Genomic DNA, 18966 nt, shown 5'->3' with positions numbered 1-18966 from the left:
CTCTTCTTCCTTGAGTGGCCAGTTGTCGCTCGGGGTCAGGCAGCCCTCGAAGGCGATCTGGAAGGTGTTGAGTGGGGCCTTCCAGCCCACGGTCCGCCGGCCCAGATACCGAGGATGTCGCGGGTGCCGTCCACGGTCACGTTGCCGTTGTTCTTCCCGGCCGGATCATGCTTCCCGTAGCCGAGGTGATCGGTGATCTCGCCCTCCAGGCCGACTCCAGCACTCGCTTGGTCAGCATCTGCAACGGCCCACCCTCGCCGGTCAGTTGCAGACCATCGCTCCGGGCCCGGTCAACCAGCATCGCGACGAGTTGTCTCTCCCTTGATCAGCAGATCCGCCGTTGATGAGACACCGCCGGCCGCTGACAAGGCGGCTGGAAGGCCGAGCGATGCGCCCAGTCCCCAGAAGAAGACCGCGGCTCCGGCGACTACAGCACTGTCCGAGAAGACCACCAGAGCGATGCCGAGGGCCGCCGGGACCGCGCCCGCTCGCACGACACCGGCCTTGCCGAACCGCTTCAGAAAGAAGCCGCCCCCGAAGCGGCCGACGGTCATGGCGGCGCGGCCCCTTCCGCGAGGGCAATGGCGAAGCTGCTCGCGCAGAACCCTGACCAGGACCCGGTGGGGTGATGGTGCACGGCCGCGGTCCTCGTCGCCAGGTACGGGCAGCCGCTCGCCCGCCGCCCAAACCTTGGGCGGCGGGCGGCCTCGGTGAGAGGCGCGTACACCCGGCTGGCAGGCCGTCGGCGCTGAGGTCGTGGGCCTCCTAGTCCCTGGCGCGCTCGACGGTCATCGACGGGCGAGGGTAAAGCTGGTCACCGGTGGTCGGAGGAGACGAAGAATCCCCGGCCGTCGAGTCGTGGCACGGTGTCGTCAGGGTCGAGCCGAGCCGCTTCGTCGATATCGGGCGCGAAATTCTTCTGGATCATCTCGCGGCCAGTGGTCGAACCGCGCAGCCACCGGTGCAGACCGTCGCGCTCCGCAATGGCGTAGGTCGACGCGGCGGCCTTCGCCTCGGTCGACAGGTTTACGCCGAGTGCCTCCGCCGCGGCCGCGATCGCTCCGGCACCGAGCCAGTCCTCGATGCTCGGGCGCATCCCCTCGGGGACAGTGAGCATCGACGACCAGCGTGAGGCGGCCGCGATGACCGTCACCCGGGGGATCGCACCGTCGGTCAAGGCCTTGGCACACCAGCGGGCGACTGCTGATCGGTTTCGCAGGCATCCGGCAAGCAGCACCGCGGCGTGCCGGGCGCTGCGGACGATGTCGGCGCCGTTGATCGAGGTCAGCGCGACCCGGTCGCCACGGGCTACGTTGCCGACACTGCTGGGAGACAGCGTGAGATGCCCGTCTGTTCCGCCCTGGGTGAGCGCCGGCGGCACCACCTGGTAGGTCTGCGCAACCCCGGCCGGGCCGCCCAGCCGCGCCACTTCGACGCGGGACAGAGCCAGCACGGCCGCGCCCCGGCTGACCGCCATCGTCACCGTGGTGGAGAAGGTGAGCGTGTCGACGACCACGACCGCGTCACCGCGGTCGGCCGCGAGCTGGGCGGCTTGGCTGCCCCACTCGACGTGCAGCTGCGCGGCCGGCCAGGGCTCGAACGGAGCGCTCGGCAGGTCCGAGGCGCCGAACTCATGCATGGCGCGCGGCCACCAGGACGCTCGACTCGCCGGACACGGCTACTTCGACGCCCCGTAGCCGTGGATGCCCGAAGACGAACCGCCGCTTGTCCTCTTCGTTGTCCAGCAGTGTCGGACCGCCGGGCGGGGTGAGGTCGTCAAAGACAAGCAGCCCACCGATGTCGAGCAGGTCGACGATCTCGTCCCAAGCCGGTGGGTGGATCTCGCGGCGCAGCCCGGCGTCGGCGAACAGCAGGCACGCACCGCCACGCGGGGGTTCGACCGTGTGCCAGTCGCTGTGGACCACGCTCACCCGGGGCTCCCCGGCGAACAGCGCGCCGACCGCGGCGGCCCGCTCGGCTTCGGCCTCGACCGTGATCAGCCGCGCGCCCGGAGCCAGGCCGTGCGCGAGCCAGGCCGTGCCGACGCCCGCTCCAGTACCGAGTTCCAGGACAACAGCCTCCGGTCGTACGCTCGTGCTCGCGGCGAGCGTCGCCAGCAGTCGGCCGACCCCGGGCAGGCAGGACGTCGGGACCCTGTTCTCGGGCCGCACGGGAGGCAGATCGAACCGCGCGGCGAGCTCGAGCGCACCGGCGAGGTGTGTGGGTTCACCCGTCGCCGTCACTCCGCTCATCCCTTGCCGAACAGCCTCATTCGCTTCAGCCGCGTCGAGCGCGGGTGGAACGCTGCGGTCTGCCGCAGAACGGGTGGTTTCCATGTCAGCTCCTTGTTTCTGGTGCGCCCGCACGATGAGTGCGGCGCATGTTCTGGTACTCCATGCGTATGTCGAACACGTCCGGACCGTTCCAGCCGCGGCCATACTCGACTGGACGGTGGACGTGCCTATCGAGGCTGGTCAGGCCCCAGAACCGGGGCGGGCCACCAGAACGCTCGACTCCCCGGACATGGTTGACCTACCGCCGCTGTCACGCGGCAGTCCCCTGGCCGAACAGCTTTATCCGCTTCAGTCGTCGCTCCGCGGTGCCGGTGATCTCGGTGCGACCGTGCATCACACGGGTGTTGTCGAGAAGCACCATGTCACCGGGGACCAACTGGAAGATCGCGGTCAATGCCGGGTCGGTGGCCATGGTGGTGAACGCGTCCACAGCCTCGCGATGTGCGTCGCTGGCGACGTCGGGATGCCGCTGGAAGCCCGCGACGAGCGCGTCGTGCCGGAACCGCACCCGCCATTGTCCCTCCGAGGTCCGCCGCAGGACGGGCGCGATCACCGGCGGTTCGTCCAGGCCCAGCGGTGTGTCCAGGAACAGAAAGGTCTCCTCTCGCAGCAGTGCCGTCGTCGCGCCCCCGTCATGTTCATCGAGCGCGGCTGCCACGTCGTCGGCTCGCACCACAGTGGACAGTCCACCGCCGGCGGGGTCGCCGGTCACGCACGCCAGTGCCAGGAACTCGTGGGGCCGGTGCTGGACGGGCGAGTCAGTGTGCGGCTTCTGGGCGGCGCGCCCTTTGGACAGGTTCGTCGGACCGGTGGCGGCATCGTCGGGGGCGACCTCGTAGACGAGGCACTCAGCGGGAGCGCCGTTCCCCCTGCTCGTCGGCTGCCCGAACGCGGTGAGCAGGCCGATCAACGCGACATCGGAGGCCACGGGCAGTCCGGTGAAGCGGACCGCGCCGTGGACGTCAAGCTGCTCGCCGGCTTGTCGGATGAGGTCGGCCAGTGCGGGCACCGCCTGCGTCAGCTCTTCGAGCACCGCCTGCTGCACCGTGGGTGCCTCCAGCTCGGCCGCGGTCAGGCCGATGCGTTCGGCGGCCTCCCGCAGCCCGTCGTGGCTCGCGTGCGTGTCGAGCGCGGGCGGGGCGCTGCGGCCTGCCGTCGGACGAGGGGGTTCCATGTCAGCTCCTTGTCTCTGGTGCGCCCGCACGATGAGTGCGGCGCTTGTTCTGGTACTCCATGCGCATGTCGAATACGTCCGGCCTGTGCCAGCCGCGGCCGAACTCGAGGGGCCGACCGTCTTGCCCGTCTACGACCAAGCTGGTCAGGCCCCAGACGCGGGGCCGGCCCTCCAGTTCGAGGTCGGTCGCGATTTCCTCGCCCGGGATCTGCATGTCGACGCGCGTCCACTCGCGCTGGGGGTGGTAGCCGAGGCTGGTCAGGATGGTGTGGAGCGACCCACCGGTGGCGAGGAGGTCGCGGAAGCCCGGTGCGAGATCGGCCGGAAGGCTGGTCAGCGTGGTGTTGGCGACCAGGCCGTTGACCAGGCCGATGCGGTGCAGCCGAACGACCTTGTCGCTGGGGCCCAGTTCGAGCCGCTCGCGGGTCTCGGGATCGGGTTGTGCGAGGACGGCGTCCACCGACTTCACCGACGGCTCGCCGCCCGCGCGGCGAACCGTCTGGCTCCAGCTCGGTGGCAGGTCGGGCCTGATGGTGAACACCAGTCGCAGGGCCACGAACGTGCCGGAGCCCTTGCTGCGCCGCACCAGGTGCCTGCGCTCCAACTCCTGGAGAGCCGCGCGGGTGGTCACCCGGCTCACTCCGTGCAGCGTTGCAAGCTCGTTCTCGCTCGGCAGCCGGTCACCGCCCTTCATCGTGGCGATCGAGGTCTCGAGCAAGTCCGCCAGCGCGAGATAGTTCGGCACGGCCCCGTTCAACATCGATATTTCTCCTATCGTGATCCGCTCGACAGCGGAAGTGTCCCGGACAGCCGCCGGCCCGCGGTGTCGAAGAGGTGGATGTCCGCGCTGTTCGCGACGACCGTGATCTGTGCCGGCACCGTCTGGTCGGCGTGGATCCGGACCCGGGCGCGCTGGTCACCCCGGGTGCGGAAGTGCACGAGCCGTTCGCGGCCCAGCAGTTCGTTCCCCTCGACAGTGCCGTGCAGCACGAGTTCGGCACCGGTGGCGTCCTCGGGGCGGGCCACCACCCGGAGGTCTTCTGGCCTGACTCCGAGCCAGCCGAGCCGGTCCTCGGCGAGTGTGGCGCGCAGTTGTGCGGGCAGGACGGCTTGTGACCTTGTCAGGTCGAGCATGTTCATGCCGCCTAGGAAGGAGGCGACGAACCGGGTGGCCGGTTCCTGGTAGACCTGCTCGGGCGGGCCGTCCTGCTCGATCCGCCCGTCGCGCATGACCACGAGCCGGTCCGCGAGTGCGAGGGCTTCGGCCTGGTCGTGCGTGACGTAGAAGGTGGTTGTGCTGCTGCGGCGCTGCAGGCGCCGGATTTCCGCTCGGAGCTCACCGCGCAATTCGGCGTCGATATTGGACAGTGGCTCGTCCATCAGGAGCACGTTCGGTTCGCGTACCAGGGCCCGTCCGATACCGACGCGCTGCCTCTGCCCGCCCGACAGCTGCGCGGGCCGCGATCCCATCACTGGCCCAAGACGGAGCAGCTCTGCCATTTCGCGGGCCTGCCGGTGGCGGGCCTGGCGTGGGACCTTGACCATGCGCAAGGGGTATTCGATGTTCTCCAGAACGGTTTTGGTCGGGTAGAGGGCGTAGTTCTGGAAGACCATCGCGACACCCCGGTCACCCGGCTCCCGGTGGGTCACGTCCTCGCCGCCGATCACCACTCGGCCCGCGGAAATCCGCTCCAGGCCGGCGATACAGCGCAGCAGGGTCGTCTTGCCGCACCCCGAGGGACCGAGCAGGACGACGAACGTCCCCGGCTCGACCGCCAACTCCACACCATCCAGCGCGCGCCTGCCACCGGGATAGACCTTCGTCATTGCCTCGACGCCGACCGACCGGCTGGAGGACACTTGCTCGGCCTGCTCGCCGCGCACTGTGGCCATGGTCGTGGGCACCCGCTTCACCGCGTGAGGAGACCGGAGATGGACTGGGCCGCGTCATCCAGTGCCTTCCGGACCGGCTTCGTACCGCTCATCGCGGCGACGACCGCGTCTTGAAGCTGCTTCTGCGCTTCGACCGCGTGTGCGCCGGGAAACTGGTACCAGGGCACCAGCGTCTTGATCTCGGCGACACCTGCGGAGCGCAGCGGCTCCTTGCGCAACAGGTTTCCCAGATAGCGCGGTTCGGTGAGAGCCCGCTGGTTGACCGACGTGTAGCCGGACGTCTTCACCAGTTGCGTCTGTCCGGCAGGCCCGATCAGCTCCTGGACCACCTTCCACGCCGAGCCCTGCACCTTCTCGTCTCTGGCGAAGATCACCGCGGATCCACCGCCGGGCGGCGTGCGGCGGCGGCCGCCGTCGGGTACAGGTAGGACGTCTATACGGATCGGGAACGACGCGCCGGCGGCGACGGCGGTGCTCTGCGATGAACTCTGCAACATCATGCCGACGTCACCACGGAGGAAGGCCGCCGTCAGATCGGCCGACGCGATGACGGTGCTGGTGCGCTCCTGGACAAGATCACGCCAGTACTGCAGCAGGCTCACCATGGGCCGCCGGTTGACCGTCACGTGCTTCTCGGCCGGGTCCATCATCGACCCGCCCGCGGAATCGAGCATGGCCTGCAGCGCCCAGTTCGAATCGGTGCTGTAGGCCCAGGCGACTCCGTACCGGGCGGCCTTGCCCCTGACGATCTTGGCCGCGTATGCCCTCAGCTCGCTGAACGTGGCCGGTGCCCGGTCCGGGTCGAGGCCGGCTTTGCGCAGCACGTCCACGTTGAGGTACAGCACGAGTGTGCTGACGGAATAAGGCAGGCCCATCGTCCGGCCGCCGAACCTGCCGACGTTGAGCAAGGAGGGCGAGTACTGCGAGGCGTCGAACCTCGCCTGTGCCATGAGTTCGTTCAGTGGCTGCGCGAGCTTGCTATCGGCATAGGTACGCACCGAGTTGATACCCACGAGCGCGACGTCCGGCCGGTGGCCCGCGGTGAGATCCGCCTGCAGGCGGGTGTCGACCTCGGTCCAGGCGGGCCCGGCCTGCTCGATCTTCACTGTGATGCCGGTCCGGCGGGTGAACTCCGCCCCAAGAGTGCGCTTGACATTGTTCACGATCTTGGGATCGGAAGAGGTGAGGAGGTTGATCGTCTTGGCGTCGGTGTTGCCGGCACCGCTACCGCTGCCGCAGGCGGTGGCCGTGCCCGCGGCGGCGACGGCGAGCGCCCCCATCAGGGCGCGCCGCCGGGTGATCGTGACGTTCATCGGGATTCCGTTTCGAGTGGGGTGGGTGGGCGAAGGGGCTCATTCGCCGCCGTTGGTGAGGGCGATGCCGCGCACCAACTGGCGCTGGACGAGGAGGAAGAAGATCAGGAGCGGCAGCGTGGCCAGCGTCGCCGCGGCCATCTGGGTGCCGTACGTGCTGAGGCTCTCCGGTGCGGCGTAGCGCGCGATGCCGTAGGGCACCGTGGCCACCTGATCCGAGCGCAACAGCATTGAGGGCCAGTAGAGATCGTTCCAGTGCCCCACCACGGTGAACACGGCGAAGGCCGCCAGCGCGGGCCTGACGTTGGGCAGCACGATGCGCCACACCATCGCGATGGGGCCGACCCGATCCAGCCGGGCCGCGTCGAAGACGCTCTGCGGCAGGGAGAGCACGAACTGGCGGAACAGGAAGATGCCGAAGGCGCTGCCCACGCTCGGCAGTACCAGCGCGGTGTAGCTGTCCAGCAGGTTCACTTTGGACAGCGCGTAGAACACCGGAATGCCGGTCACTTGCGGCGGTATCGCCAGGCAGAGCATGACCGTCCAGAACGACAGCTTGCGGTTGCGGAACCGCAGCCGGGCCAGCGCGTACCCGGCCGGCAGTGAGGTCAGTACCTGCGCGGCGAACACCACGACGACGACCACGACCGTATGCAGATACAGCCCGGGCCAGTCGACGTCATGCCAGGCCTGGCGGAAGTTGGCCAGCGTGAAGCCCGACAGGCTCACCGACCCAGGCTTGAGCCGACGGTCCGGGGTGACCGCGGCCAGTGCCATGAGCAGGAACGGGGTCAGCATGAACACCGCACCCGCGGCGAGTCCGGCACGCAAACTCCAGCGAACCCATATGCCGCGCTTATCGCCTGCCCAGCGGCGGGCGAGCCGTGGGCGGACTTCGGTCACCGCTGTCGTACTCATCTGCGTCCGTCCTCCTCCCAGCGGCGCCCACCCAGGCGCAGCTGCACAGCAACCGTGATCAGGACCAGCACCAGCAACACCGTGTTGACCACCGAGCCGCCGCCGATGTCGAGATAGCTCACCCCGCGCTGCCAGGCGGTGAACGACAGGGTGCTGGTGCTCTGCTGCGGCCCGCCGTCGGTCATCACCCGGACCTGGTCGTACACGCGCAGCGAGTCACGTGTCGTGATCACCAGCGCGAACGTCGTCGCCGGCCCGATCGCGGGCCAGATCACCGACCAGAACCGGTGCCAGGCACCGGCCCGGTCCATCCGGGCGGCGTCCTCGAGGTGGGCGGGCACGTTCGACAGTCCGGCAAGGAACATCACCACGCACGACCCGATCCCCGCCCAACTGCCGACGATCGCAACCGCGGGCAGCGCCAGCGTCGTCGACCCCAGCCAGCCGTCCTGCCCGACGAGCCGACCGAGTGTTTCGTCGAAAACACCCACATGCGGGTAGAACAGCCACCGCCAGACCACCGACATCGCGGCCAGTGTGGCCGCCGTCGGTGCGAAGTAGGCGGTCCGCCACAGCCCCGCGCCACGGCCGGCGGCCCGGATGGCGAGCGCGATCAGCAAGCCGCCCCCGACCTCGAAGGGCACGGTCAGAGCGGTGTAGAGGAGCGTGTTCCCGGTCGCCTGCCACAACTCCTGGCTGGCCAGGACGCGGTGCCAGTTCTCGAGGCCGGCGAAGCTCGTCTCCTGGCTGAGCGGATCAAAGTTCAGCAGCGCCAGGGCACCCACGGTCAGGACGGGCAGCACGACGAACGCGATCAGGAAAACAAAGGCCGGTCCCAGCAACGCCGCGGTCACCCCGGCCTCGCGCAACCGCAGACGCCTCGGTCTCTCATCCGGGGGCACAACAGTCGTGGTAGTCACGGCCCTGACATTACAAATAGTTGTGCAGCCGCGTCAGCCAACACACCTGAACCATCAGATGAACAACCTGTTACTACAACTTTGGGCCGAGCCACCGGACTGGGATGCCGGGCGTAGCAGGAGCGGCGTTCGCATGGTGCGGCTTTCACGGGCTGGCCCCTCAACAGGCCAACTCGGCGCGGCGCAGCTCTTCGATCTTGGCGCGACGGGCTTCGCGTTTCGCCTTGGCTCTGGGGGAACCCATGGGCGCCGGCAGAGGGCCGCGCGGATATCCGGTCTACACGCGCTGGACCCGAAGGTGACGGAGGTCGACGGACGGGATGACGCCGTACCGCGACGCACGAACGGGCAGGCTCTGATCTGTGCCTCAGAGGCGCCTGGGCCTCTGACCCCGGATCCACCGCGCGGAGGGCGATCGCGTTTCGTCTGCGGTATCCAGGCGAGTTTCTGATCACCACGCCACCAACACACCCCGGGCCACCGCAGCCCAGGCCGGCCCGCAGCACGATCGGTTGGGGTTTTGGTTCAAGCCCCCTCCGACACCGCGCGCGGATCACCGCCCTGGGACGCATGGCCACCCATGTGATCCTCGCCGTGTGGCTCGGGGCCCATGCGCGACAGCGACAGGACACATGTCCAGCGGAGCACGAGGCCGGATCCGAAGGGCGCCGTCGTGGTGCCTGATCAAAGCAGCAGTGAGCTGTCGCCCCTGGAAGGACCGCCCAAGCCGAACGGCATCCGCTGTCCCCACACGGACCGCCTTCCTTGTAGAGCGCGCGCACATGCTATTTCCGGTAGCTCTTCCCTAAGGTGTGCGCCGAGCGGAGCAGTGTGGCGAAAACCTTCGACAAGGGGGTCCGAAACATGCGGTGCCGACGAATCCGGGCAGGTGGCCGGCGGCTGTTATGCGCCCTCCTGATGGTGGTGGTGGCCGGGCTGCCGGCCGCCTCCGGCACCGCGTCCGCCGCCGAGCCGCCCTCGTATCTCACCCAGGAGGCGAGCTACGGCGCCGGTGTGGTGACGGGCGGATGGGAGCGCGTGGAGCGTTATCTCGACGCCACCGCCGGATTCCGCACCGAGGGCTACCCACCGGATGGCCGCGGCGACCAGGACGGACAGCGGGTTACGTACTTCGGCGGCGTCTCCCGCCCGTACTCCGGCCGCTTCCTGCTCTACTCGGCCCCCGGCTGGGACACCGGCGCCCACGCCACGCCCGTCCTCCTCGTCCACGGTGCGAACGACACCGCGGACCGCGCCTGGGCCAACCCGGGCGAAGCGGGCGGCTACGGCTGCGGCGCCGTCTCCTGCCCGTCCACCGGACTGATGCAGTACCTGTCCGCACGCGGCCACCGGGTCTTCGCCGTGGGCTTCGCGCACAAGCAGGGCGACAACCTGATGCAGGCGCAGATCGTCGGCGACGCGATCGCCGTCATCAAGGCAAAACTGGGTGTCGGCAAGGTCGACCTCGTCGGCTGGAGCAAGGGCGAGATGTCGGCCCGCGCCTATGTGTCGTCCGTGAAGCCGAGCTGGGGACGGGCCTACGCCGGTGACGTGCGCAAGCTCATCACCCTCGGCGGCCCCAACGGCGGCTACGACTATCCGTACGCCCACGGCTGGGCGCACGACTTCTCCGTCTGGCCCGAATGCGGGGGCAAGGTCAACGCGCCCTCCCCGCACTCTCATATGACCTGCTACGGAACGTACACGGCGCACCCCGAGTTCTCGATGACCCCCTCCGGCGGGTACGACGACTACCCCGGCCAGCGCCAGATGCTGGCCCGCTGGGACGGGGTCTACGGAGTCGACGGCGCCGCTCAGGACTGGTACACCACGTACTACGGCGGCCAGGGCCTGTACACGGCGGGCAGCGGTATCCAGGCGGCCATCGACGCCGGCTCGCTGATCGAGCCGCTGCACAACGCCGGAGTACCCGCCGCCGTCACCACCTATCTGCTGGCCGGCGGATCCCCGGACGTCCTCGGCATCTTCAACGAGAACCGCGCCCCCAGCGACGGTGTCGTCTTCATCGCCAGCGCACTCGACACCACCGGCATCCCCACGGTCGGCGGCACGGCCACCATCACCGGCGCCAACCACCTCGAACTGGGCTGGAACACCTCCGCCGCCGCCCAGGTCGCCGCCTGGCTCGCCCAGCGGGCTCCCGTGAAGGACCGCACATGACCACGAGTACGAACGGCATCCGCACCCGACGCGTGCCCACCGAGCGACTCACCGTCCAGCTCGCCGAGGTCCGGGACGAGGGGGAACCGGTGGTCTTCGTCCACGGCAACGTCTCTTCCGCCGCCTTCTGGCACACCACCCTGCCCCTGCTGCCGGACCACTACCGCCCCATCGCACCGGACCTTCGCGGCTTCGGCGGCACCGACCCACTGCCCATCGACGCCAGGCGCGGCCTGCGCGACCACGTCGACGACCTCGCGGCGCTGCTGGCGGCCCTCGGGATCGACCGGGCGCATCTGGTGGGCTGGTCCATGGGCGGGGGCGTGGGTCTGCAGTACCTCTGCGACCACCCGGCCGCGGTGCGCTCCCTGACCCTGGTCAACCCGGTCTCCCCGTACGGCTTCGGCGGCACGCACGGGGTGGACGGCATCCTCAACTCCCCGGACGGGGCGGGCTCGGGCGGCGGCACGGCCAACCCGGAGCTGGTCGCGCGGCTCGCCAACGGTGACCGCGGGGAAGACTCCCCGCTCTCACCCCGCGCCGTCCTGGCGAACTACTACCTCAAGCCGCCATGGCGTTCCGGGCGCGAGGACGCGTACGTCGAGGCCATGCTCACCACGCGGACCGGCGACGACCACTACCCGGGCGACAGCGTGACTTCCCCCGCCTGGCCGGGCGTCGCCCCCGGCACCCGGGGAGTCCTCAACTGCCTGTCCCCGCTCCACTTCCGCCTCGATGGGCTGCATCTGATCGCCCCCAAGCCGCCGATCCTGTGGATCCGCGGCGAGGACGACGTCATCGTCTCGGACACCTCGCTGTTCGACCTGGCGCACCTGGGCGCGATCGGCGCGGTGCCGGGCTGGGACGGGACACCCGCCCAGCCGATGGTGACGCAGACCCGCCACGTGCTGAACCGTTACGCGGCCGGAGGCGGCACGGTACGGGAGGTGGCCGTGTCCGACGCCGGGCACGCGGTGCATCTGGAGCGCCCCGAGGAGTTCGGCGCGGCGCTGCTGGAGGTCCTGTCGGCATGACGGTGTGCGTCACCGCCCTGGGCGCCGTCCGCGGCAGCGTCTCGCGGGACGGTGTGGCGTCCTTCCTGGGCGTCCCCTACGCTGCCCCGCCCTTCGGCTCCCGCCGCTTCCGCGCACCGGCGCCGCCCGAGCCATGGACCGGAGTGCGCGATGCCACGGCCTATGGCCCGACCGCGCCGCACGCGCCCTACGCACCGCCCTTCGACGTTCTCGTGCCGGACGACGTCATCCCCGGTGAAGACTGCCTGAACCTCAACATCTGGACGCCCGCGCCGGAGCCGGGGGCGGGTCTGCCGGTGATGGTGTGGCTGCACGGAGGGGCCTTCTCGAACGGCGCGGGTTCGGCGTCGGCGTACGACGGCAGCGCCTTCGCCCGCGACGGGGTCGTGTGCGTGACCCTCAACTACCGCCTGGGCGCGGACGGCTTCCTGCATCTGCCCGGCCTCCCCGACAACCGCGGCCTGCTGGACCAGATGGCGGCCCTGAGCTGGATCCGCGCCCACATCGCCGCCTTCGGAGGCGATCCCGGTCAGGTGACCGTCTTCGGCGAATCGGCGGGGGCGATGAGCATCGGCGTCCTCCTGTCCACCGGCAGGGCACGCGGCCTGTTCCGCCGGGCGATCCTGCAGAGCGGCGCGTGCCACCACTTCCTGCGCCCCGCCTCGGCGGCCCGGATCGCCTCCCGTCTTGCCGCGAAGCTCGGCAGCGAACCGGCTCCGGACGCCTTCGCCGCGGTCCCCCTCAGCGACCTCCTCCCCGCGCAGGCAGAACTCCGCGCCGAGATGGGCGCGCGCCCTGACGCGGCGCTGTGGGGCGAGGCGGTGCTCAACATCATGCCGTTCGAACCGGTGGCGGCCGGTCTCCCCCTTCCCGGCCCCGACTGCGGCGTCGACCTCCTGATCGGCAGCAATAGCGAGGAATACCGCTTCTTCCTGGTCCCCACCGAGCGCCTGGAAACCGTCTCCGAACCGGCGCTGCGTGCCGGAACGGCCGCCTACGGCCTGAACCCGGACCAGGCACTCCCCCGCTACCGCGCCGCCCGCCCCGGCGCCGCCCCGGGTGAGCTCCTGGCCGCGGTGGCAACGGACTGGTTCTACCGGATCCCCGCCATCCGCCTGGCCGAGTCCGTCCCGGGCTCGTACCTGTACGAGTTCGCCTGGCGCTCCCCGCGTTTCCGCGCCCGCCTCGGCGCATGCCATACGCTGGAACTGGCCTTCGTCTTCGACCGTCTCCAGGACCCGTCCTACAGCCCGATCCTCGGCGACCGCCCGCCCCAGGACCTCGCGGACTCGATGCACGGAGCGTGGGTCTCCTTCGCGAAGACCGGCGATCCCGGCTGGCCCGCGTACGACACGGCCACCCGTACGACGAGGGTCTTCGCCGAGGATTCCGTCTCGCGGGACGACCCGCGAAGGGAGGAACGCCGACTCTGGGACAGCGTGCGCTAGGGCGTGTCTTCAAGTGGGACGTGCCGGAGCGGTACGGCTCCTGGCACACGCCGCGCACCCGCTTCCGCCGGTGGGCCCTGGACGGCACCTTCGAGCGGATGCTCCGGGCCGCCCGGGCCCGGGCCGCCGTAACCCGAAAAAGCGGTGGCCGCGCGGGCTCGGAGCCACATACGTTCGCCTCCATGGTTGACGCAGCTTTCGGGCATCCGCGCCTCGCCGCTATCTACGACCCACTCGATCCGGACCGCAGCGATCTCGACGCGTATCTCGCGATGGCGAAGGAGTTCGGGGCGCGGTCGGTGCTGGACATTGGGTGCGGTACGGGCGTGTTCGCGCTGCTGCTCGCCGAGCGCGGGATGACAGCCACCGGGATCGATCCCGCGCGGGCGTCCGTCGACGTCGCGCGTGGCAAGCCGGGCGCGGAGCGGGTGCGCTGGCTCGACGGTGACGCGGGGGACCTGCCGCCCATGCAGATCGACCTGGTGACGATGACCGGCAACGTCGTCCAGGCGATCGCCGATCCGCAGGCGTGGCGTACGACGCTGCGCGGCGCGTACGAGGCGCTGCGGCCCGGCGGGCGGCTTGTCTTCGAGACGCGCGATCCGGCGCAGCGCGTGTGGGAGGAGTGGGCGGAGTGGACGCGCGAGACCACGTACCGCATGACGGACATCCCGGGCGTCGGCCACGTCGAGACCTGGGTCGAGCTGACGGACGTGAGCCTGCCGCTGGTGAGCTTCCGGGGTACGCATGTGTTCGCCGCGGACGGGGACGTACTGACCTCGGAATCGACCCTTCGCTTCCGCGAACGTCCGGAGATCGAGCGGGACTTGCACGAACACGGCTTCGCCGTCGAGAACGTACGCGACGCACCCGACCGGCCGGGCAGGGAGTTCGTGTTCGTGGCGCGGCGCGGTACCGCGGAGCCGCAGAGCCGCGGAGCCGCAGAGCCGCGGAGCCGCCGTGAGCCAAGTCGATGGCCGGGACCCGCTGTCCTAGGTCATTCGGCTTCCCTCTCCTTCGGGTCGACGCCGGTCCGGAGGGGCCCGCTCATGGGTCGCAGACTCAGCGCGTGGCTGATCCGGGAGGTCGCGACGTACCGCGCGGCCAAGTGAATGATCGCGACCAGACCACGGTCGTCGAAGTGCTCTCCGGCCGCTGCCAGGGCCGGCGCCGGAGGCGCCGCGAAGACCACGGCGAGCGTCAGCCTCCGCACGGCCTCCTCGGAGAGGGTGAGGCCACTGGTGGCACGCCCCTGAGCCGCGTCGATCCATGCCTCGCTCATGCCGGATGCGCGAGCCACGTCCAGGTACTGGACACACTCGTACTCGTTGCCGAGAGCATGGTGCGTGGCGAGGGCCACGACCAGCACATGCGCGGGATCCAGCGCGGCTTTCAGCTGCTCTGTCATGTCCAGCAGTGCCAGGACCGCATCGGGATGGTGCAGGCCCACCGCGAGGAACCCATTGATGTAGCCGAGCCGGTCCACCCGCTCGGCGAGCCGGTCCCGTAGCCCGTCAGGCAGGTCCGTCATGACCGCCGCCAGGTCCACCGGTTCGGGCCGCGACCCGTCGGTGAGTCCCCGGTACGGCACTGCCGTCCAGTCGATATCGTGTCGGTCGGGCATTTCAGGCCTCCGTGGCCAGGTGCGTGGGAACCGGTTCAGGCGAGGAGGGCTTCGGCCCGGCTCGCCGCGTCGCTGAGCGCCTGCCGAGGCGCCTTCGCGCCCGTGAGAGCGGCGTAGATGTTCTCCCGCAGCAGGTCGTTGATCTGTACGGCCCGCAGGCCGGGGAACTGGAAGCGCTGCGCGAGATCCGGGACGGAGTCGAGCGCCGGCCGGCGGTAGCGCTGCTTGTCGATGACAGGGCCGAGGTACCGCGCGCCGGTGGCCCGCACGTTGACGGGTATCTCGCCGGTGCTCGTGCACAACTCGGTTTGCCCGACGGCGCTGGTGAGTGCCTGGATGATCTTCCAGGCCGCCCGCTGTTCCCTCTTGTCTTTGGTGAAGATCACCAGTGATCCCCCGCCCGGCGGCAGCCGCCGGGTGCCACCATCGGGGATGGGGACCACGGCCGTCCGGCAGTCGAACGACGCCTCCTCGGCGTAGCGCACCGGTTTGGTCGACGGGCCGAAGACCATGGCGGCGTCTCCGCGGAGGAAGGCGTCGTCCATCTCCAGGGTGGTGGTCGGTGTGCTGAGCTTGTCGGCGATCAGGCCGCGCCAGTAGGTCAGCACGTCGACGCCCGGCCGGTCGGCGAAGGTGATGCGCCGTCGCCGCGTGTCCATCATGGATCCGCCCGCCCAGCCTATGAAGTTCTCGAACGTCCAGTTGGAATCCGCGTTGTAGGAATGCAGTGCCCCGTAGAGCGCGGCCCGCTTGCCGACGACGGCTGCGGCGGCGGACCGCATCTCGCTCCAGGTGGTCGGCGGCCGATCGGGGTCGAGCCCCGCCTTGCGGAAGGCATCCGCGTTGTACGAGAACACCATCACGCCGAGGCTGTAGAGGGCGGCGGCGGTACGCCCGTGGTACTGGTTCACCCGCCGGAACGGCTTGATGTAGTCGTCAGGCCGGAAGTCGCCCTTGGCCATCAGCGGTTCCAGAGGTTGCAGCAGTCCCGCCGCGGCATAGGTGAGGACGGCGTTGGCGCCCACCATCGCCATCGTCGGCGGAGTGCCGGCGGCGAACGCGGTGGCGAGCCGGCCGTCGACGTCCTGCCAGTTGCCGCCTCCGCCGCTGAGTTGGATCTCGGGGTGGACGCCGGTGCGCCGGGCGAAGTCCTTGCCGAGAGTGGCTTCGACGGCCTGCGCGCGGGTGCCGCTCGGGACGAGGAACCTCAGGGTGCCGGACGTCTCGCGGCCGCAGGCGGCCGTGACCGCGGCGGCGCCCGCGGCCAGCAGTAGTTTCCGTCGGGAGACGATGCTGGTCATGGCTGTGCTGTCCTTGTGTGGGGAGGGAAGGCGCCGCACGGCTATTCGCCGTCGGCGGTGAGGACGAGTCCGCGGACGAGGTGCCGCTGGACCAGGACGAAGCAGACGAGCAGGGGCAGCGCCGCCAACGCGGCGATCGCCAGCTGCACGCTCAGCGGCACTGTGCTGTCCGGGCCGGAGACCCCGGCCACCGCGTACGGGACGGTCGCGATGTGGTCGGTGGTCAGCATGACCGACGGCCAGTACAGGTCGTTCCAGTGCGAGACGACGCTGAACACACCGGCGGCTACCAGTGCCGGACGGACCTGCGGGAACACCACCCGCCACAGCATCGCCACCGGCCCGACCCCGTCCAGCCGGGCGGCGTCGAACATGCTCACCGGGATGGCGAGGATGAACTGGCGGAACAGATAGATGCAGAACCCGCTGCCGACGCTCGGCAGGATCAACGCTGAGTAGCTGTCGAGCAAGCCGAGGCCCGACATCAGGAAGTAGATCGGGATCGCGGTCACCTGTGGGGGAATGACCAGACAGACCAGTACCACCTTGAACGTCGGCCTCCGGCCGCGGAACTCCCAGCGCGCCAACGCGTACGCGATCGGCAGCGACGTCACAACCTGGGCGATGAAGATCGCCCCGGTCACCAGCAAGCTGGCGCCGTACACCCGCGGCCAGTCCAGCGCGGCCCAGGCGTCCCGAAAATGGTCCAGGGTGAATCGCGAGCTCAGCTCCCCGCCGAGTGGGTTGCCCGCGAGGAACGCGCCCGCCAGCATCAGTACAAAGGGTCCGAGCATGACCACGCCACCGGCCGCGACCGCCACGTGAACACCGAGGACCCGCCGATTGGTCTTGTTCATCGCGCACCCGCTCGCTCAAGTCGGCGTCCGCCCGCGAGGTACTGCGCGGCAACGGTGACGAGGACGAGGCCGAGGAGGACGGTGTTGACGATCGAGCCGCTGCCGATGTCCAGGTAGCTGACGCCGTACCGCCATTGCAGGTCCGCCAGGGTCTCGGTCGATCCCAGCGGTCCGCCGTCGGTCATCACGTGCACCTGGTCGAAGACACGGAGCGCGTCGCGGGTGGCGATGATCAGGGCGAACATGGTCGACGGCCCGAGCGCCGGCCAGGTGATGTGCCAGAACCTGTGCCAGGGACCGGCACCGTCCAGCCGGCCGGCCTCGTGCAGGTGCTGCGGCACGCTGGTCAGGCCGGCGAGGAACATCACCATCGACGAGCCGATACCCGCCCAGCTGCCGATCACGGCGATGGCCGGCAGCGCGAGCGTGGTGGAGTGCAGCCAGTCGGTGGCACCGGTCAGTCGTCCGATCGTGGCGTCGACCGGGCCCGTGCCGGGGTAGAACAGCCAGCGCCACACCACCGACATCGCCGCCATCGTCGCGATGGTCGGCAAAAAGTACACCGTGCGCCACAGCGCCCCCCAGCGCGGCAGGGCGTGGATACCGAGCGCCGCGAGCAGGCTGACGCCGACGATCAATGGCACCGTCATCACGGCGTACAACAGGGTGTTGACGGTGGCCTGCTGCAACTCGGGGGAGGTCAGGATGCGGTGCCAGTTCCGCAGCCCGACAAAGCTGACCGAACGGGTGAGCGGCTGGTAGTCAAACAGGGTCAGTACCGCCACCATGCTCAGTGGCACGATGAAGAAGACCATGAGGAAGGTAGCGGCCGGCGTCACCAGCAGCGTCGGCACATACCGCCGCGGCGTCCGCATTCGCGGCCGGGCCGAGGCGTCGAGCAGTGGTGTCATGACCGGCGCATCCCGTCGGCTGTGAAGTAGTGCAGATCGGAGCGCCGAACGTGCAGCGCGATCTCCCCGCTCGGCCGGTTGTCCGCCGGTACCCGCATCCGGGCGCGCTGGCCGCCGATGTCGAGGTGGACGAGCCGGTCGCGTCCACGCAGCTCGGTCATCAGGACCTGGCCGCGCAGATCGATATCGGCCGCGTCGCCCGTGCCGACCCTCAGGTGGTCCGGCCGACAGCCGACGGTGGCCGCCCCGGGCATCGAGCAGGATTCGAACGGGCCTTCGGCGGCGAAGATGTTCATCCCGTCGAGGAAGGTGGCCACGAAGGTTGTCGCCGGGGTGCGGTAGACCTCCTCGGGCGGTCCCGCCTGCTCGATGCGCCCCGCGCGCATGACGACCAACTGGTCCGCCAGAGCGAGGGCCTCGACCTGGTCGTGCGTGACGAACACGACCGTCATGCCCAGGCGTCGCTGCAGCGTGACGAGTTCGGTGCGCATGGTGTCCCGCAGGGCCGCGTCGAGGTTCGAGAAGGGCTCGTCCATGACCAGCACCGCAGGGTCGCGGACCAGGGCACGACCGATGCCGACCCGCTGCCGCTGCCCACCGGACAGCTCGCTAGGCTTGCGGTCGAGCAGCTCGCCCAGGCGCATCAGTTCGGCTGCCCGCAGGGCGCGCTCGCGGCGAGCCACCCGGTCCACCCGCCGCATCCGCAGCGGGAACTCGATATTGCCGAGGACGGTCTTGTTCGGATACAGGGCGTAGTTCTGGAAGACCATCGCCACCCCGCGGTCCTCGGCGGCGACGTCGGTGACGTCGGTGCCGCCGATCTCGATCCGGCCGGAGGTGAGCGTCTCGAGACCGGTGATGCAGCGCAGCAGGGTGGTCTTGCCGCAGCCGCTCGGGCCGAGCAGCACCGTGATGGATCCGGCGGGAACGGTGAGGTGGACGTCGTCGAGGGCGGCGGTCTCGGAGCGGTCGAACCGCTTCGTGGCCGCGGACACCCGCACCGCCGACGGTGTCGGCGCCGCGGTTTCCCCGGCGACCGCCGGGTGTGTCGTGGACGTGGTCCGGCGGGTGTTCCCATCCGGTGTCTTCAGCCGCATG

16 protein-coding genes and 3 pseudogenes are annotated in these 18966 nt (G+C 69.8%); 4 read left to right on the top strand and 15 right to left on the bottom strand.

What is annotated here, in order from left to right; translation table 11 throughout:
* Nucleotides 1-119 precede the first annotated feature (119 nt).
* The 10 genes and pseudogenes from JK364_RS55865 to JK364_RS38170 form a co-directional block, all read right to left on the bottom strand.
* Nucleotides 120-301: pseudogene (locus tag JK364_RS55865) on the bottom strand (IS256 family transposase); the annotation flags it as partial.
* A 52-nt stretch (nucleotides 302-353) separates the two neighbouring features.
* Nucleotides 354-560, bottom strand: a pseudogene (locus JK364_RS38210) (MFS transporter); the annotation flags it as partial.
* Between the two features lie 254 nt (nucleotides 561-814).
* Entirely contained in the window at nucleotides 815-1639 is an 825-nt protein-coding gene (locus JK364_RS38205; RefSeq protein WP_201855996.1) for a 2-phosphosulfolactate phosphatase, read from the bottom strand.
* Nucleotides 1632-2243: an O-methyltransferase gene (locus tag JK364_RS38200; protein ID WP_201855995.1), complete on the bottom strand. Its 612-nt coding sequence runs from the start codon at nucleotides 2241-2243 to the stop codon at nucleotides 1632-1634. The genes JK364_RS38205 and JK364_RS38200 overlap by 8 nt, the downstream gene beginning before the upstream one ends.
* A 301-nt stretch (nucleotides 2244-2544) precedes the next feature.
* Complete coding sequence (locus tag JK364_RS38195; protein ID WP_201855994.1) at nucleotides 2545-3468, bottom strand: TauD/TfdA family dioxygenase; 924 nt, start codon at nucleotides 3466-3468, stop codon at nucleotides 2545-2547.
* Between the two features lies 1 nt (nucleotide 3469).
* On the bottom strand, nucleotides 3470-4228 hold the full coding sequence (locus JK364_RS38190) for a GntR family transcriptional regulator (RefSeq protein WP_201855993.1): 759 nt from the start codon (nucleotides 4226-4228) through the stop codon (nucleotides 3470-3472).
* Nucleotides 4229-4239: 11 nt separating this feature from the next.
* The gene (locus tag JK364_RS38185) at nucleotides 4240-5361 is read right to left on the bottom strand and encodes an ABC transporter ATP-binding protein (protein ID WP_201855992.1); all 1122 of its coding nucleotides are present in this window, start codon (nucleotides 5359-5361) and stop codon (nucleotides 4240-4242) included.
* Nucleotides 5362-5378: 17 nt separating this feature from the next.
* Nucleotides 5379-6674 (bottom strand): ABC transporter substrate-binding protein, encoded by a 1296-nt coding sequence (locus tag JK364_RS38180; protein ID WP_201855991.1) that lies wholly within the window; start codon nucleotides 6672-6674, stop codon nucleotides 5379-5381.
* Between the two features lie 39 nt (nucleotides 6675-6713).
* On the bottom strand, nucleotides 6714-7592 hold the full coding sequence (locus JK364_RS38175) for a carbohydrate ABC transporter permease (protein WP_201855990.1): 879 nt from the start codon (nucleotides 7590-7592) through the stop codon (nucleotides 6714-6716).
* The gene (locus JK364_RS38170) at nucleotides 7589-8512 is read right to left on the bottom strand and encodes a carbohydrate ABC transporter permease (protein ID WP_201855989.1); all 924 of its coding nucleotides are present in this window, start codon (nucleotides 8510-8512) and stop codon (nucleotides 7589-7591) included. The genes JK364_RS38175 and JK364_RS38170 overlap by 4 nt, the downstream gene beginning before the upstream one ends.
* Before the next feature lie 864 nt (nucleotides 8513-9376).
* On the opposite strand from JK364_RS38170, the gene JK364_RS38165 reads away from it, so the two are divergent.
* From JK364_RS38165 to JK364_RS38150, 4 genes and pseudogenes are all read left to right on the top strand, one after another.
* Nucleotides 9377-10693: an esterase/lipase family protein gene (locus tag JK364_RS38165; RefSeq protein WP_230993113.1), complete on the top strand. Its 1317-nt coding sequence runs from the start codon at nucleotides 9377-9379 to the stop codon at nucleotides 10691-10693.
* Nucleotides 10690-11727 carry an alpha/beta fold hydrolase gene (locus JK364_RS38160; RefSeq protein WP_201855988.1) on the top strand — a complete coding sequence of 346 codons (1038 nt, stop codon included), beginning with the start codon at nucleotides 10690-10692 and terminating at the stop codon, nucleotides 11725-11727. Before JK364_RS38165 ends, JK364_RS38160 begins: the two co-directional genes overlap by 4 nt.
* Nucleotides 11724-13175: a carboxylesterase/lipase family protein gene (locus JK364_RS38155; RefSeq protein ID WP_201855987.1), complete on the top strand. Its 1452-nt coding sequence runs from the start codon at nucleotides 11724-11726 to the stop codon at nucleotides 13173-13175. Before JK364_RS38160 ends, JK364_RS38155 begins: the two co-directional genes overlap by 4 nt.
* Before the next feature lie 182 nt (nucleotides 13176-13357).
* A pseudogene (locus JK364_RS38150) lies at nucleotides 13358-14086 on the top strand (class I SAM-dependent methyltransferase); the annotation flags it as partial.
* An 86-nt stretch (nucleotides 14087-14172) separates the two neighbouring features.
* Here the strand turns inward: JK364_RS38150 and JK364_RS38145 are convergent.
* The 5 genes from JK364_RS38145 to JK364_RS38125 are packed head-to-tail and all read right to left on the bottom strand — an operon-like array spanning nucleotide 14173 to nucleotide 18965.
* Complete coding sequence (locus JK364_RS38145) at nucleotides 14173-14799, bottom strand: carboxymuconolactone decarboxylase family protein (RefSeq protein ID WP_201855986.1); 627 nt, start codon at nucleotides 14797-14799, stop codon at nucleotides 14173-14175.
* A gap of 35 nt (nucleotides 14800-14834) precedes the next feature.
* The gene (locus JK364_RS38140) at nucleotides 14835-16100 is read right to left on the bottom strand and encodes an ABC transporter substrate-binding protein (protein WP_201855985.1); all 1266 of its coding nucleotides are present in this window, start codon (nucleotides 16098-16100) and stop codon (nucleotides 14835-14837) included.
* A gap of 41 nt (nucleotides 16101-16141) precedes the next feature.
* Nucleotides 16142-16957: a carbohydrate ABC transporter permease gene (locus tag JK364_RS38135; RefSeq protein ID WP_201855984.1), complete on the bottom strand. Its 816-nt coding sequence runs from the start codon at nucleotides 16955-16957 to the stop codon at nucleotides 16142-16144.
* Complete coding sequence (locus tag JK364_RS38130) at nucleotides 16954-17811, bottom strand: carbohydrate ABC transporter permease (RefSeq protein WP_201855983.1); 858 nt, start codon at nucleotides 17809-17811, stop codon at nucleotides 16954-16956. Before JK364_RS38130 ends, JK364_RS38135 begins: the two co-directional genes overlap by 4 nt.
* A gap of 53 nt (nucleotides 17812-17864) precedes the next feature.
* Nucleotides 17865-18965 (bottom strand): ABC transporter ATP-binding protein, encoded by a 1101-nt coding sequence (locus tag JK364_RS38125; protein WP_201855982.1) that lies wholly within the window; start codon nucleotides 18963-18965, stop codon nucleotides 17865-17867.
* Between the last annotated feature and the right edge of the window lies 1 nt (nucleotide 18966).

This window comes from Streptomyces endocoffeicus (genome assembly GCF_016741935.1).
Classification (GTDB): domain Bacteria; phylum Actinomycetota; class Actinomycetes; order Streptomycetales; family Streptomycetaceae; genus Streptomyces; species Streptomyces endocoffeicus.
This window is presented reverse-complemented; position numbering and strand designations above follow the sequence as displayed.